A 13271-nucleotide genomic window follows, 5' to 3' on the forward strand; every position below is an offset into this window, starting at 1 on the left:
AAAACAAAAAAGGCGCCAGACTGTTAAATCTGGCGCCTTTCGGAATATGGGGTGGACGAAGGGGATCGAACCCTCGACAACGGGAGTCACAATCCCGTGCTCTACCAACTGAGCTACGCCCACCATATTGCGTGACAAAGAAGCCAATTGCCTTCTCTGTTAAGCCCCAACCTAGCCCATGGCAAGGGTGACGCTGTATTTGGTGCGGATGAAGAGACTCGAACTCTTACGCCTCGCGGCGCTGGAACCTAAATCCAGTGTGTCTACCAATTCCACCACATCCGCGGCTTGAAACTTTTAAAACAAAGGCGCCAGACCGTTAAATCTGGCGCCTTTTGAAATATGGGGTGGACGAAGGGGATCGAACCCTCGACAACGGGAGTCACAATCCCGTGCTCTACCAACTGAGCTACGCCCACCATCTTGCGCTACTTGTGCCAAAGCTGCCTAATGGCGCACCCGGCAGGACTCGAACCTGCGACCATCCGCTTAGAAGGCGGATGCTCTATCCAGCTGAGCTACGGGCGCCTGATTAATCTGTACTCTTGGAGGACTACAAACTAAATGCTTCCAGCCTCACACAATCAAACAGCTATTGCGCTCGACCTTCTTAACCAGTGCTAGGCTGTGCCCGACAAGTGCGACGAATAGTATAGACGCCCCCAGGGGCCGTCAAATCTTTTTTGAAAAAAATTCATTTTATTTAAGGGGTTAGGGGAATTTGCAGACCAAGCGCCTTTGCCCTCACGTCCTGGCGTGCGAGAATGCGCGCACTTTTCCTCCCCCTCTCGATGGTTAATCACGCGTAATGACTGCACAACTTATCGACGGCAAATCAATCGCCGCCAGCCTGCGCCAGCAGATCGCCAAACGTGTCGCCGAGCGTCGCCAGCTTGGCCTGCGCACGCCGGGGCTCGCGGTGATCCTGGTCGGCAGCGATCCTGCCTCCCAGGTTTATGTCTCGCACAAGCGTAAAGACTGTGAAGAGGTCGGCTTTATTTCCAAGGCCTACGACTTGCCTTCCGACACCACCCAGCAGGCCCTCACCGACCTGATCGACGGCCTCAACGACGATCCGAATATCGACGGCATCCTGCTGCAATTGCCGCTGCCGGAGCATCTGGATGCTTCCCTGTTGCTGGAGCGCATCCGCCCCGACAAAGACGTCGACGGTTTCCACCCCTATAACGTCGGTCGCCTGGCCCAGCGTATTCCACTGCTGCGCCCCTGCACGCCGAAGGGCATCATGACCCTGCTGGAAAGCACCGGCGTCGACCTGTACGGCCTGGACGCCGTGATCGTCGGCGCGTCCAACATTGTTGGTCGCCCAATGGCCATGGAACTGCTGCTGGCCGGCTGCACCGTGACCGTGACCCACCGCTTCACCAAGGATCTGGCGGGCCATGTCGGCCGTGCCGACCTGGTGGTAGTCGCCGCCGGCAAGCCGGGCCTGGTCAAGGGTGAGTGGATCAAGGAAGGCGCCATCGTGATCGACGTGGGCATCAACCGTCAGGACGACGGCAAGCTGGTGGGCGACGTGGTGTATGAAACCGCCCTGCCCCGTGCTGGCTGGATTACCCCGGTGCCGGGTGGTGTTGGCCCGATGACCCGTGCCTGCCTGCTGGAAAACACGCTGTACGCGGCCGAAACCCTGCACAGCTGATCACCTGCAGCGCCAAAAGAGCCCCGTCTTGACCCAAGGCTGTTCACAGGTCACGCCGGGCCTCCTGAAAAATCCGCTGCCAGCTGTCTGGCAGCGGATTTTTTTATTCCCGCTCGACAGAACAGTGCGCCGCGGCTTTCTGAAAGTGATGCCTGCGCACTTAAAAGCAACGCCAATCAGCAGTGCAATCCCCAAACCCCATAACCCTATGATGGTCAGTGGCATCTGCGACTTCACCGATCAACAACGTAGTACCCCTACGCACAGTAATAAATGGGTGGCCCAACGAATCGTTTTACCGTTCATCTTCGTCCCTGATTTCAACGACTCCTACTCGACGCACCGCTGACAAAAAGCCCCTCTCAAAGGCCCTGAGGCTTTTGTATCAGTCCTACATGCCCAGGGCTGACAGAAGCGTTTTTGCCATATCTGCGCGCCAATGCGCTTTGCGCTACAACCCTAACCAATCATCGGCTTACAGCCTTTATTTAAAGGCTCTCTATCAGTTTCTGATCCATACTAATAATATGTAACGTCATTTTTCATATAGCCGGTCACACCCGGTATTTTTCTACCTTTTAGCGAGTTCATCCGCGTGAATATTCGTCTTTCTCTTGTCAGCCTGTTCTTCGCATTCGCAGGCACTGTCGCCAACGCCAGCGAAACCACCCTGGCCCCACGGGACACCTCGCAACTGCACATCGCTTCGGGCAGCGCGATGTTGGTGGACCTGCAAACCAACAAGGTGATCTACGCCAGCAACCCCGACGTAGTGGTGCCGATTGCTTCCGTCACCAAATTGATGACCGGCATGGTGGTGCTGGACGCCAAGCAGAATATGGACGAGTACATCTCCATCAACATCAGCGACACCCCGGAAATGAAAGGGGTGTTCTCGCGGGTCAAGCTCAACAGCGAGATGCCGCGCAAGGAGATGTTGCTGATTACCCTGATGTCCTCGGAAAACCGCGCCGCCGCCAGCCTGGCCCATCACTATCCGGGCGGCTATGCCGCGTTTATTGCCGCGATGAACGCCAAGGCCAAGGCCTTGGGCATGAACAGCACGCGCTATGTCGAGCCGACCGGTCTGTCGATCCATAACGTGTCTACCGCCCGCGACTTGAGCAAGCTGGTGCAGGCCGCGCGCAAGTACCCGATGCTCACGCAATTGAGCACCACCAAGGAAAAAACCGTGTCGTTCCGCAAGCCCAACTACACCCTGGGCTTTTCCAACACCGATCACCTGGTCAACCGTGCCAACTGGGATATCAAGCTGACCAAGACCGGCTTCACCAACCAGGCCGGCCACTGCCTGGTGCTGGTGACCAGCATGGGCAACCGCCCGGTGTCGCTGGTGATCCTCGATGCCTTCGGCAAGTTCACACACTTTGCCGATGCCAGCCGCATCCGCAAGTGGATCGAAACCGGCAAGAGCGGCTCGGTGCCGGACGTGGCCCTGCAATACAAGGCCGACAAGAACCTCAAGGCCCGCCAGACCGGGGTCGCCCAGTCCCACTGAGGCACGGTTGACAGGCACAAAAAACGGCGCCCTCGGGCGCCATTTGCATTATGGCTGCTTCGGCCTTTCGGCCATCACCTTGAGTGCCTGGGCGGCCGCCTGTTCCTGGCCGGCCTGGGCCGTGGCGTTGGCGGCCTGCTGCCACCTACCCGCATCCAGGTTGGCCGGCAACTGGCTTGGCCGCTGGACCAGCACCGCCCACTGGCCGGCGCTTTTCCAGGCGGACTCGAAGTCGCTGAACGCCACTGGGCGTCTCCGGTCCCTGGCAACTCGCAACACCACCGTACTGTTTTGCTGATTAAACCCCACCAGCACCGCATAACGCGGCTCGGCCCATAGCGTCGAGCCCTCGGTAATCCGCACCATCACCGGGTACCCCGCCGCCACCTGCGCCAACAGCGCGGTCAGCTTGGGGTCCAGCGGATACACCAGCATCCCGTACTCACGCGCCAGTACCTGCATATTGCGCTCAAGGTCGGCTTCCCCGCCCGGCAAGTGCAATGGCTTATCCAGCAACCCCGGTGTAATCACAATGCCTTGTTGCGACAGCATGCTAGCCAAAGCGGCCGGACCACCCTGATAGGTGTCACCGCGAAACGCCGGCACCCCGTTGAGCTCTACGCGCTCGGGCAAACCGCGGATGTTCGAGGGAGTGGGATGCCCCGCACACGCGGCCAAGCCGAGGACGCAGGCAGCCACCAACAAGGATGTTTTGAGGTTCGACCGTAAACGCAACTTCTTCACTCTCTTGATCATCAGCGGGCTGGGGCGTTGATCATAGGGCGCCCGGGGACGCGGGTATAGCCTTGGGCCACAGTAAAAAGCCCGGCATAGAGCAAACAAGTTGGATGTACACGACCATTGGTCAATAGCACGCAACCGGGAGGCAGCTAGACTGTCCATTGCAAAGACAGTGAGTGCCCTGCACAGGGCAAAAGGAGGCACTTATGAGCCTGACAACCACGATTTTCATGCTGGTGCTTGGCTGGCTAGCCGTCGCCGGCGCCATGTTGTGGGGGGTGTTGCGCGTGACCCGCCGGCACCATCACCCACAACCCAAACCCGCTGCACACGCCAAGAGCCACAAGCCGGTCGCGCATCACGCCTGAGCCCAGCCAGGAGCCGGCAGGCAGCCGGCCCCTACAGATCTAGGCCAGCTGTTTGCGAGCGACCGCAACTGACGCCGCCAGCATCGCCCGCAGTAATACCGCGCACCCCGCCGCCAGGTCATCCGGTGCCGCATTTTCGATCTCGTTATGGCTGATCCCGCCTTCACACGGCACAAATATCATCCCCGCCGGCCCCAGTTCAGCGACGAAGATCGCGTCGTGCCCGGCGCCACTGACGATATCCATATTCGACAACCCCAGGCCATTGGCCGCCTCACGCACTGCATCGACACAGCCCTTATCGAAATACAGCGGTGGAAAATCGGCGGTGGGCACCATTTCGAAGGTCAGGCCGTGCTTGGCGCAGGTGTCGTCGATCACCTGGCGCACCTGGGCAATCATCGAGTCCAGGCGCGCCGGTTCCAGGTGGCGGAAGTCGAGGGTCATGCGCACTTCGCCGGGGATCACATTGCGCGAGCCCGGGTAGGCTTGCAGGCAACCCACGGTGCCACAGGCATGGGGCTGATGGCCGAGGGCTGCGGCATTGACCGCAGCCACCACTGCCGAAGCGCCGACCAGAGCATCCTTGCGCAAGTGCATCGGCGTCGGCCCGGCATGGGCCTCAACGCCGCGCAGGGTCAGGTCGAACCATTTCTGGCCAAGCGCCCCCAGCACCACGCCGATGGTTTTGCGTTCGTCTTCCAGGATCGGCCCCTGTTCGATATGGGCTTCGAAATAGGCCCCCACCTTATGCCCGCTGACCGGCCGGGTGCCTGCATAGCCAATCGCATTCAGTGCATCGCCCACCGTGACGCCCTCGGCGTCGGTCTTGGCCAGGGTGTCTGCCAGGGTGAATTTCTCGGCGAACACCCCGGAGCCCATCATGCACGGTGGGAAGCGCGAGCCTTCTTCGTTGGTCCACACCACCACCTCCAGCGGCGCCTCGGTTTCGATCTTCAGGTCATTGAGCGTGCGCAACACCTCCACACCCGCCAGTACACCGAAGCAACCATCGAACTTGCCGCCAGTGGGTTGGGTGTCGATATGGCTGCCGGTCATCACCGGCGCCAGCGCCGGGTTGCGCCCCGGACGACGAGCAAAGATATTGCCCACCCCATCGACGGTCACAGTGCACCCCGCCGCCTCGCACCACTGCACAAACAGATCCCGGGCCTGACGATCGAGGTCGGTCAGGGCCAGGCGACACACACCGCCTTTGGGGGTAGCGCCAAGCTTGGCGAGGTCCATCAACGACTGCCACAGGCGGTCGCGGTTGATGTGCTGATGGGTGGATTGCAGAACGTCGATGGCAGCGTTCATGGGGTTCTCCTCAGGCAATATTGTTGTTTGAGTCGGCGCGATATCCATGGGGGCTGGCTTGCCTGGGATGGCGGCGGGTCAGTTACCACCGCTATCGCAGGCAAGCCAGCGCCCACATTGACCGCATTTACGACGGAAATTTAGCGGCGATAGGACTGGTTTTGCGCTTGCTGCACAGCCCGTAATACAACACCCCGCCCAATGCCGATCCGGTAAACCAGCCGTAGCTGTAGAACCAGCTGAAGGCATCGCTGCCCAACGACAGCAAGGTCAGCACCACCGGCACACCGAAAGCGATAAAACCCGCCACGTTCCAGGCCGGGTACACGTCATCGCGGTACAGCCCCGCCAGGTCCAGTTGCTGGCGACGGATCAGGAAATAGTCCACCACCATGATCCCGGCAATCGGCCCCAACAGGCTCGAATAACCCAGCAACCAATTGGAATACACGGTTTCCAGGCTGACATCGGACACGATCAGGCCGAGCTTTTTCAGCAGTTCGTGGGCCATCAACGCCAGCCCCACCAGGCCGGTGAGTATCACGGCGGTGGTGCGGTTGATCAGCTTGGGCGCGATGTTCTGGAAGTCGTTGGTGGGCGAGACAATATTGGCCGCCGTGTTGGTCGACAGCGTGGCAATGATGATCAGCGCCATCGCCACCGCGACCCACACCGGGCTCTGGATGTGCCCGATCAGGGTCACCGGGTCGGAGACGCTGACCCCCACCAGTTTCACCGAGGCGGCGGTCATGATCACGCCCAGGGCGGCGAACAGGAACATGGTCAGCGGCAGGCCGAAAATCTGCCCCAGTATCTGGTCCTTCTGGCTTTTGGCATAACGGCTGAAGTCAGGAATGTTCAGGGACAAGGTGGCCCAGAACCCGACCATCGCGGTCAGCCCGGCCATAAAGTACCCCGTCAGGCTCGCCCCTTCGGGCCGCTTGGGCGGGATCGCCATCAATTCGCTGAACGACACATTGGGCAATGCCCACACCAGCAGGCCGATACCCACGGCCACCAGCAGCGGTGCCGACAGGGTTTCCAGCCATTTGATCGACTCGGCACCGCGCAGCACCACCCACAGGTTCAGCACCCAGAAGATCATGAAGCCGATCACCTCACCGGTGCCGCCCAGGCTCTTCCAGCCCTCGAAGATCGAGCCGAGGAACAAGTGGATCGCCAGCCCGCCGAACATCGTCTGGATACCGAACCAGCCGCAGGCCACCAGCGCCCGGATCAGACACGGCACATTGGAACCAAGGATGCCGAAGGATGAACGCAGCAACACCGGGAACGGAATGCCGTACTTGGTGCCCGGAAAGGCATTCAGCGTCAGGGGCACCAGCACCACGATATTGGCCAGCAGGATCGCCACCAGCGCCTCGCCCACCGACAAGCCGAAGTACGCGGTGAGCACCCCGCCCAGGGTGTAGGTCGGCACACAGATCGACATGCCGACCCACAGCGCGGTGATGTGCCACTTGTTCCAGGTTCGTTCGTGCACCTTGGTCGGTGCCATGTCGTGGTTGTAACGGGGGCTGTCGAGGACGTCGCTGCCGGCGTCGAGTTCATACAGGCCGTCGCGTTCTATGACTTGCGATCTGTTCTGTTGCATGGCCGCTCCACGGTTTTTTTGAATTATTGTTGCTCATCCGGCGTTCAACGCTGGATGGCCGCAGTCCCGCATGGACAACATGACATCACGGACCCGGCCAACCGGCAGCGCACTCAATTACCGTGCCGCACACCGTCACCGCATCCGTACCGCTTATATAACTGGCTGATGTTTATCAGCTTTATTTTGTTTACCGAAAAGTCCCACGGCACTTTCAACGTTACTCAGGCCAAATAACGCAGAAGTTGTCCGAACAATCAGGACTCAATCTGGTGCAACACAATTATTTTTATTACTGCCTGCCGTCAAGAGGCAACTCTCAAGCGTCTGATTTGCAATAGGAAATGTTGCTCATATTGGGAACCTGTCAAGTGCGTCAAAATGGTGAGAGGTCGCTACATTTTGGTGATTTTCAGTTTTTACCCTTATAAATCAATAAGTTATTACAGATATATACTTATAAAAAATAATCTTGATCATTCGAAAAACTCGGGCTAGTTTCTATTCCTGTCACCGATGACAAGAATAGATTCTGTACGGTGAGCAGAACTACAACACTTAGAACTGGCATAAGCCGGTCAAGCCCCTGAGGAACTCGGCATGTCTCTGTTGATCCGCGGCGCCACCGTTGTTACCCATGATGAAAGTTATCCAGCCGATGTCTTGTGCGCAGACGGTCTAATCCGCGCTATTGGCACTGATCTGGAGGTGCCCGCCGGCACCGAGATACTCGATGGCAGCGGCCAATACCTGATGCCCGGCGGTATCGACCCCCATACCCACATGCAACTGCCCTTCATGGGCACCGTGGCCAGCGAGGACTTCTTCAGCGGTACGGCAGCAGGCCTGGCGGGCGGGACCACGTCGATCATCGACTTCGTGATTCCCAACCCGCAGCAGTCGTTGCTGGAGGCCTTCCATCAGTGGCGCGGCTGGGCCGAGAAGTCGGCGGCCGACTACGGGTTTCATGTCGCGATTACCTGGTGGAGCGAACAGGTGCGCGAGGAAATGGCCGAGCTGGTAAGCCACCACGGCATCAACAGCTTCAAGCACTTCATGGCCTACAAGAACGCGATCATGGCCGCCGACGACACCCTGGTCGCCAGCTTCGAACGCTGCCTGGAACTGGGCGCGGTGCCCACCGTGCATGCAGAGAACGGCGAGCTGGTGTATCACCTGCAACGCAAGCTGATGGCCCAGGGCATCACCGGGCCCGAAGCCCATCCGCTGTCGCGCCCTTCACAAGTGGAAGGCGAAGCGGCCAGCCGGGCGATCCGGATTGCCGAAACCATCGGCACGCCGCTGTACCTGGTGCATGTTTCGACCCAGGAAGCCCTCGACGAAATCACCTACGCCCGCGCCAAGGGCCAGGCGGTCTACGGCGAGGTCCTGGCCGGGCACCTGCTGCTGGACGACAGCGTGTACCAGCATCCCGACTGGCAAACCGCAGCGGGCTACGTGATGAGCCCGCCCTTCCGCCCCCGCGGGCATCAAGACGCACTGTGGCGCGGCCTGCAATCGGGCAACCTGCACACCACCGCGACCGACCACTGCTGCTTCTGCGCCGACCAAAAGGCCGCCGGGCGTGACGACTTCAGCAAGATCCCCAACGGCACCGCCGGCATCGAAGACCGCATGGCGTTGCTGTGGGACGAAGGCGTCAACAGCGGGCGCCTGTCGATGCAGGAGTTTGTCGCATTGACCTCCACCAACACCGCAAAAATCTTCAACCTCTACCCACGCAAGGGGGCGATCCGCGTCGGTGCCGATGCCGACCTGGTGCTGTGGGATCCCCAGGGCACACGGACCATCTCGGCCAAGACCCACCACCAGCGGGTGGACTTCAATATCTTCGAAGGCAAGACCGTACGTGGCGTACCCAGCCACACCATCAGCCAGGGCAAGCTGGTGTGGGTCGATGGCGACCTGCGCGCCGAGCGTGGTGCCGGGCGCTATGTCGAACGGCCAGCGTATCCGGCGGTGTTCGAGCAGCTGCGCAAGCGGGCCGAGCATTCCAGGCCAGTCGCGATAAACCGCTGAAATCGCCACTCGCAGGCAAGCCAGCTACCACCCGTTGATAGGTGAACCCGATCAAATGTGGGAGCAGGCTTGCCCGCGATGAGGCCAGTGCAAACAACAAAAAACCAATGCCCGCCAGAGGCAAAAAAACCGTGAGGCCCTTACCGTGATCCAGACCCTGAACCACCTCCCCCACCCCAACGAAGATGGGGCGACCCTCGCCAGCCATTTCACCGACCTGGCACCGCCCCTCAATGCCCGCCAGGCCCACCTGGAAGCCTCGCGCTGCCTGTATTGCTACGACGCGCCGTGCGTCAACGCGTGCCCCAGCGAGATCGACATCCCCTCGTTCATTCGCAATATCCACACCGACAACGTCCAGGGCGCGGCGCAGAAGATTCTCTCGGCCAATATCCTCGGCGGCAGTTGCGCCCGGGTCTGCCCGACAGAAATCCTCTGCCAGCAGGCCTGTGTGCGCAACCACAGCGACGAATGCGCCCCGGTGCTGATCGGCCTGTTGCAACGCTATGCCATCGACAACGCGCACTTTGAGCAACACCCGTTCCAGCGCGCCGCCCCTACCGGCAAGCGCATCGCAGTGGTCGGTGCCGGGCCTGCGGGGCTGTCTTGCGCCCATCGCAGTGCCTTGCATGGGCATGACGTGGTGATTTTCGAAGCCCGGGAAAAAGCCGGCGGCCTCAATGAATACGGGATCGCCAAGTACAAACTGGTGGATGACTTCGCCCAGCAGGAGCTGGATTTCCTCTTGCAGATCGGCGGCATCGAAATCCGCCACGGCCAGCGCCTGGGCGACAACCTGAGCCTAAGCGACCTGCACCAGCAATTCGACGCGGTATTCCTCGGCCTGGGCCTGGCCGCCAGCAAACACCTGGGCCTGCCCCACGAAGACGCCCCCGGCCTGCTCGCCGCCACCGACTACATCCGTGAGCTGCGCCAGGCCGACGACCTCAGCCAACTGCCCCTGGCCGACCGCTGCATCGTGCTCGGTGCCGGCAATACCGCCATCGACATGGCCGTACAAATGGCTCGCCTGGGCGCGCGGGACGTCAACCTGGTATATCGCCGTGGCCTTGCCGACATGGGCGCCACCGACCATGAACAGGAGATCGCCAAGGCCAACCAGGTCCGCCTGCTGACCTGGGCCCAACCCGACACCGTGCTGCTGGACGACCACGGCCAGGTACGCGGTATGCGCTTTGCCCGCACGCGCCTGGAAAACGGCCGGCTGCACACCACCGGCGAAACCTTCGAGCTGGCGGCCGATGCGATCTTCAAGGCCATCGGCCAAGGCTTCGACGAGCAGGCCTTGCACGATCCCCTGGCCCAGCAACTGCAACGCCAGGGTGAACGGATCTTTGTCGATGCGCAGCTGCAAACCAGCATCCCCGGCGTGTATGCCGGCGGCGATTGCGTCAGCCTCGGGCAAGACCTCACCGTCCAGGCCGTGCAACACGGCAAGCTGGCCGCCGAGGCCATGCACGCTCAACTCATGCTCAACGTGGAGGCTGCGTAAATGGCCGATCTCTCGATTGTCTTCGCCGGTATCAAAGCCCCTAACCCGTTCTGGCTGGCCTCCGCGCCACCCACCGACAAAGCCTACAACGTGGTCCGCGCCTTTGAGGCCGGCTGGGGTGGCGTGGTCTGGAAAACCCTGGGTGAGGACCCGGCGGCGGTCAACGTCTCGTCCCGTTATTCGGCGCACTTTGGCGCCAACCGCGAAGTGCTGGGTATCAACAATATCGAGCTGATTACCGACCGCTCCCTGGAGATCAACCTGCGGGAAATCACCCAGGTGAAAAAGGACTGGCCGGACCGCGCACTGATTGTGTCGTTGATGGTGCCGTGCGTCGAAGAGTCATGGAAAAACATTCTGCCCCTGGTAGAAGCCACCGGTTGCGATGGCATCGAACTGAACTTCGGCTGCCCCCACGGCATGCCGGAACGGGGCATGGGCGCGGCCGTGGGCCAGGTGCCAGAGTACGTGGAACAGGTGACACGCTGGTGCAAGACCTACTGTTCGCTGCCGGTGATCGTCAAGCTCACGCCCAACATCACCGATATTCGCGTGGCCGCCCGTGCCGCGTATCGCGGGGGCGCCGATGCGGTGTCGCTGATCAATACCATCAACTCCATCACCAGCGTCGACCTGGAACGCATGGTCGCCCTGCCGATCGTCGGTACCCAAAGCACCCACGGCGGCTACTGCGGCTCGGCGGTCAAGCCGATTGCCTTGAACATGGTCGCCGAAATTGCCCGTGATCCCCAGACCCAGGGCCTACCGATCTGTGGGATCGGCGGCATCGGCAACTGGCGCGATGCCGCAGAATTCGTGGCCCTGGGCTGCGGTGCAGTGCAGGTGTGCACGGCGGCGATGCTGCATGGTTTTCGGATTGTCGACGAGATGAAGGATGGCTTGTCGCGGTGGATGGACAGCCAGGGCTACAGCAGCCTGCAGGATTTTTCCGGGCGCGCGGTGGGCAACACCACGGACTGGAAGTACCTGGACATCAACTACCAGGTCATCGCGAAGATTGACCAGGCCGCGTGCATCGGCTGCGGGCGTTGCCATATTGCCTGTGAAGACACCTCGCACCAGGCGATTGCCAGCCTCAAGCAGGCCGATGGCACCCACGTGTACCAAGTGATCGACGACGAATGCGTGGGCTGCAACCTGTGCCAGATCACCTGCCCGGTGGCGGATTGCATCGAGATGGTGCCGATGGACACTGGCAAGCCGTTTCTCAACTGGACCCAGGATCCGAGGAACCCCTGTCGGGAGGCGGTGTAACCGTTTAAATCGCTATCGCAGGCAAGCCAGCTTCCACATTTCAATGGTGTAAATCCAATCCAATGTGGGAGCTGGCTTGCCTGCGATGAGGCCCTCAACCTCTCCCCAAAGCTCAGGGCTCCAAGCCAATCCCCCGCAGAATCACACTGGTCACCGTCTGCACCGCCCGCTCGAACTGCATATCCGACAGCGCCTGATGGTCGTTGAGGATCATCACCTGGTGATCGAAGTCGGCATAGTGCTGGGTCGAGGCCCAGATCATATACAGCAGGCTCGACGGCTCCACCGCGAGGATGCGCTTGTCTTCCACCCATTGGCGGATCTTCGCTTCCTTCATCTTGGCCCAATCGTAGAGGCTCGCATCCAGCGCTTCGCCGAGGGTCGGCGCGCCGTGGATGATTTCATTGGCCCAGACTTTCGAACCATAGGGGCGGCTGCGCGAGTGCTGCATCTTCGCCCGGATGTAGCTGCTGAGCACCACCCGTGGATCATCGAACATTTCGAAGCACAGCGCGTCCTGCTTCCACACTTCCAGCAGGTCGAACAACACCGCGCTGTACAACTCGCTCTTGGTGCTGAAGTAGTAATGCAGGTTGGAGCGCGGCAGTTGCGCCTGTTCGGCAATGTCGGCCATGGCGGTGCTGCCATAGCCTTTTTCGGCGAAGACCTTTTCAGCGGCCAGCAGAATCTTTTCGACGTTGACCCGACGGATACCGATCTTGTGATTGCCCATAGGGGCTCCCTGACAACGACATGCCTGGAAGACTACCATCCGCTCTAGATCGGGGCGACAGCCTGAGTGGAAACTTCGTACACTGCCCGCTCCTCCCCTTGATAGGTAGTGCACGATGTTGATCAAGAACACGTTGATGGCGGTTGCCTTGCTGACCTCTCTGCTGGGCGCCCAGGCGGCCTTGGCCCACGCCCACCTGAAAAGCACCACGCCGGCGGCCGACAGCACCGTCACGGCCCCCGCCGACCTGCGCCTGGTGTTTTCCGAAGGCGTCGAAGCCACGTTCACCAAGGTGTCCCTGAGCAGGGACGGCACCGAAGTGGCGGTCAAGGGCCTGGAAACCCCGGACAAAGACAAGAAAACCCTGGTGGTGACCCCGGCCGCCCCGTTGGCTGCCGGCACCTACAAGGTCGAGTGGCACGCCATCTCGGTCGATACCCACAAGAGCGCAGGCAGCTACAGCTTCAAGGTCGGCCAATAACCC

General features: G+C 60.6%; 12 protein-coding genes and 4 tRNA genes. 8 read left to right on the forward strand and 8 right to left on the reverse strand.

Features of this window, described 5'->3' with window-relative positions; genetic code table 11:
• Positions 1-47: 47 nt before the first annotated feature.
• The 4 genes from K1X80_RS17510 to K1X80_RS17525 form a co-directional block, all read right to left on the reverse strand.
• A tRNA-His gene (locus tag K1X80_RS17510) sits at positions 48-123 on the reverse strand.
• Positions 124-200: 77 nt separating this feature from the next.
• Positions 201-285 (reverse strand) — tRNA-Leu (locus tag K1X80_RS17515).
• Between the two features lie 58 nt (positions 286-343).
• Positions 344-419 (reverse strand) — tRNA-His (locus K1X80_RS17520).
• A 32-nt stretch (positions 420-451) separates the two neighbouring features.
• Positions 452-528 (reverse strand) — tRNA-Arg (locus tag K1X80_RS17525).
• Positions 529-808: 280 nt separating this feature from the next.
• Between K1X80_RS17525 and folD the strand changes: the two genes are divergently transcribed.
• From folD to pbpG, 3 genes are all read left to right on the forward strand, one after another.
• Positions 809-1663 (forward strand): bifunctional methylenetetrahydrofolate dehydrogenase/methenyltetrahydrofolate cyclohydrolase FolD, encoded by an 855-nt coding sequence (gene folD / locus K1X80_RS17530; protein ID WP_057445013.1) that lies wholly within the window; start codon positions 809-811, stop codon positions 1661-1663.
• A gap of 28 nt (positions 1664-1691) precedes the next feature.
• On the forward strand, positions 1692-2012 hold the full coding sequence (locus tag K1X80_RS17535) for a hypothetical protein (protein ID WP_128593476.1): 321 nt from the start codon (positions 1692-1694) through the stop codon (positions 2010-2012).
• A gap of 246 nt (positions 2013-2258) precedes the next feature.
• Complete coding sequence (gene pbpG, locus K1X80_RS17540) at positions 2259-3182, forward strand: D-alanyl-D-alanine endopeptidase (RefSeq protein WP_057441495.1); 924 nt, start codon at positions 2259-2261, stop codon at positions 3180-3182.
• A 48-nt stretch (positions 3183-3230) separates the two neighbouring features.
• Here pbpG and K1X80_RS17545 read toward each other — a convergent pair whose 3' ends face one another.
• The gene (locus K1X80_RS17545) at positions 3231-3917 is read right to left on the reverse strand and encodes a peptidase C39 family protein (protein ID WP_057960079.1); all 687 of its coding nucleotides are present in this window, start codon (positions 3915-3917) and stop codon (positions 3231-3233) included.
• 212 nt (positions 3918-4129) lie between these two features.
• On the opposite strand from K1X80_RS17545, the gene K1X80_RS17550 reads away from it, so the two are divergent.
• On the forward strand, positions 4130-4291 hold the full coding sequence (locus K1X80_RS17550; RefSeq protein ID WP_164844848.1) for a hypothetical protein: 162 nt from the start codon (positions 4130-4132) through the stop codon (positions 4289-4291).
• Positions 4292-4330: 39 nt separating this feature from the next.
• Here the strand turns inward: K1X80_RS17550 and K1X80_RS17555 are convergent, their stop codons facing one another.
• Together K1X80_RS17555 and K1X80_RS17560 are read right to left on the reverse strand one after the other, a co-directional pair.
• The gene (locus K1X80_RS17555) at positions 4331-5611 is read right to left on the reverse strand and encodes a Zn-dependent hydrolase (RefSeq protein WP_186625814.1); all 1281 of its coding nucleotides are present in this window, start codon (positions 5609-5611) and stop codon (positions 4331-4333) included.
• Positions 5612-5738: 127 nt separating this feature from the next.
• Positions 5739-7226: an NCS1 family nucleobase:cation symporter-1 gene (locus K1X80_RS17560; RefSeq protein WP_169990354.1), complete on the reverse strand. Its 1488-nt coding sequence runs from the start codon at positions 7224-7226 to the stop codon at positions 5739-5741.
• Positions 7227-7826: 600 nt separating this feature from the next.
• Between K1X80_RS17560 and hydA the strand changes: the two genes are divergently transcribed.
• From hydA to preA, 3 genes are all read left to right on the forward strand, one after another.
• Positions 7827-9266, forward strand: a complete 1440-nt coding sequence (gene hydA, locus K1X80_RS17565) for a dihydropyrimidinase (RefSeq protein ID WP_057441486.1) — start codon at positions 7827-7829, stop codon at positions 9264-9266.
• A gap of 145 nt (positions 9267-9411) precedes the next feature.
• A complete protein-coding gene (locus K1X80_RS17570; protein ID WP_120734445.1) occupies positions 9412-10779 on the forward strand; it encodes an NAD(P)-dependent oxidoreductase in 1368 nt (455 codons plus the stop codon).
• Positions 10780-12054, forward strand: a complete 1275-nt coding sequence (preA, locus tag K1X80_RS17575) for an NAD-dependent dihydropyrimidine dehydrogenase subunit PreA (protein ID WP_186625817.1) — start codon at positions 10780-10782, stop codon at positions 12052-12054.
• Between the two features lie 112 nt (positions 12055-12166).
• Here preA and K1X80_RS17580 read toward each other — a convergent pair whose 3' ends face one another.
• The gene (locus K1X80_RS17580; RefSeq protein ID WP_029298440.1) at positions 12167-12787 is read right to left on the reverse strand and encodes a TetR/AcrR family transcriptional regulator; all 621 of its coding nucleotides are present in this window, start codon (positions 12785-12787) and stop codon (positions 12167-12169) included.
• A 115-nt stretch (positions 12788-12902) separates the two neighbouring features.
• Here K1X80_RS17580 and copC point away from each other — a divergent pair, with 115 nt between their 5' ends.
• Positions 12903-13268, forward strand: coding sequence for a copper homeostasis periplasmic binding protein CopC (gene copC, locus K1X80_RS17585; protein ID WP_186625818.1), 366 nt, complete (start codon positions 12903-12905; stop codon positions 13266-13268).
• The last annotated feature ends 3 nt before the right edge of the window (positions 13269-13271 follow it).

It is taken from the genome of Pseudomonas sp. So3.2b (assembly GCF_019464415.1).
Lineage (GTDB): Bacteria > Pseudomonadota > Gammaproteobacteria > Pseudomonadales > Pseudomonadaceae > Aquipseudomonas > Aquipseudomonas shahriarae.

Bases quoted from the DNA above. Each gene is read 5' to 3' on its own strand.
- copC (WP_186625818.1), top strand. From the start codon at position 12,903: ATGTTGATCAAGAACACGTTGATGGCGGTTGCCTTGCTGACCTCTCTG.
- preA (WP_186625817.1), top strand. From the start codon at position 10,780: ATGGCCGATCTCTCGATTGTCTTCGCCGGTATCAAAGCCCCTAACCCG.
- K1X80_RS17580 (WP_029298440.1), bottom strand. From the start codon at position 12,787: ATGGGCAATCACAAGATCGGTATCCGTCGGGTCAACGTCGAAAAGATT.
- hydA (WP_057441486.1), top strand. From the start codon at position 7,827: ATGTCTCTGTTGATCCGCGGCGCCACCGTTGTTACCCATGATGAAAGT.
- folD (WP_057445013.1), top strand. From the start codon at position 809: ATGACTGCACAACTTATCGACGGCAAATCAATCGCCGCCAGCCTGCGC.
- K1X80_RS17560 (WP_169990354.1), bottom strand. From the start codon at position 7,226: ATGCAACAGAACAGATCGCAAGTCATAGAACGCGACGGCCTGTATGAA.
- K1X80_RS17550 (WP_164844848.1), top strand. From the start codon at position 4,130: ATGAGCCTGACAACCACGATTTTCATGCTGGTGCTTGGCTGGCTAGCC.
- K1X80_RS17555 (WP_186625814.1), bottom strand. From the start codon at position 5,611: ATGAACGCTGCCATCGACGTTCTGCAATCCACCCATCAGCACATCAAC.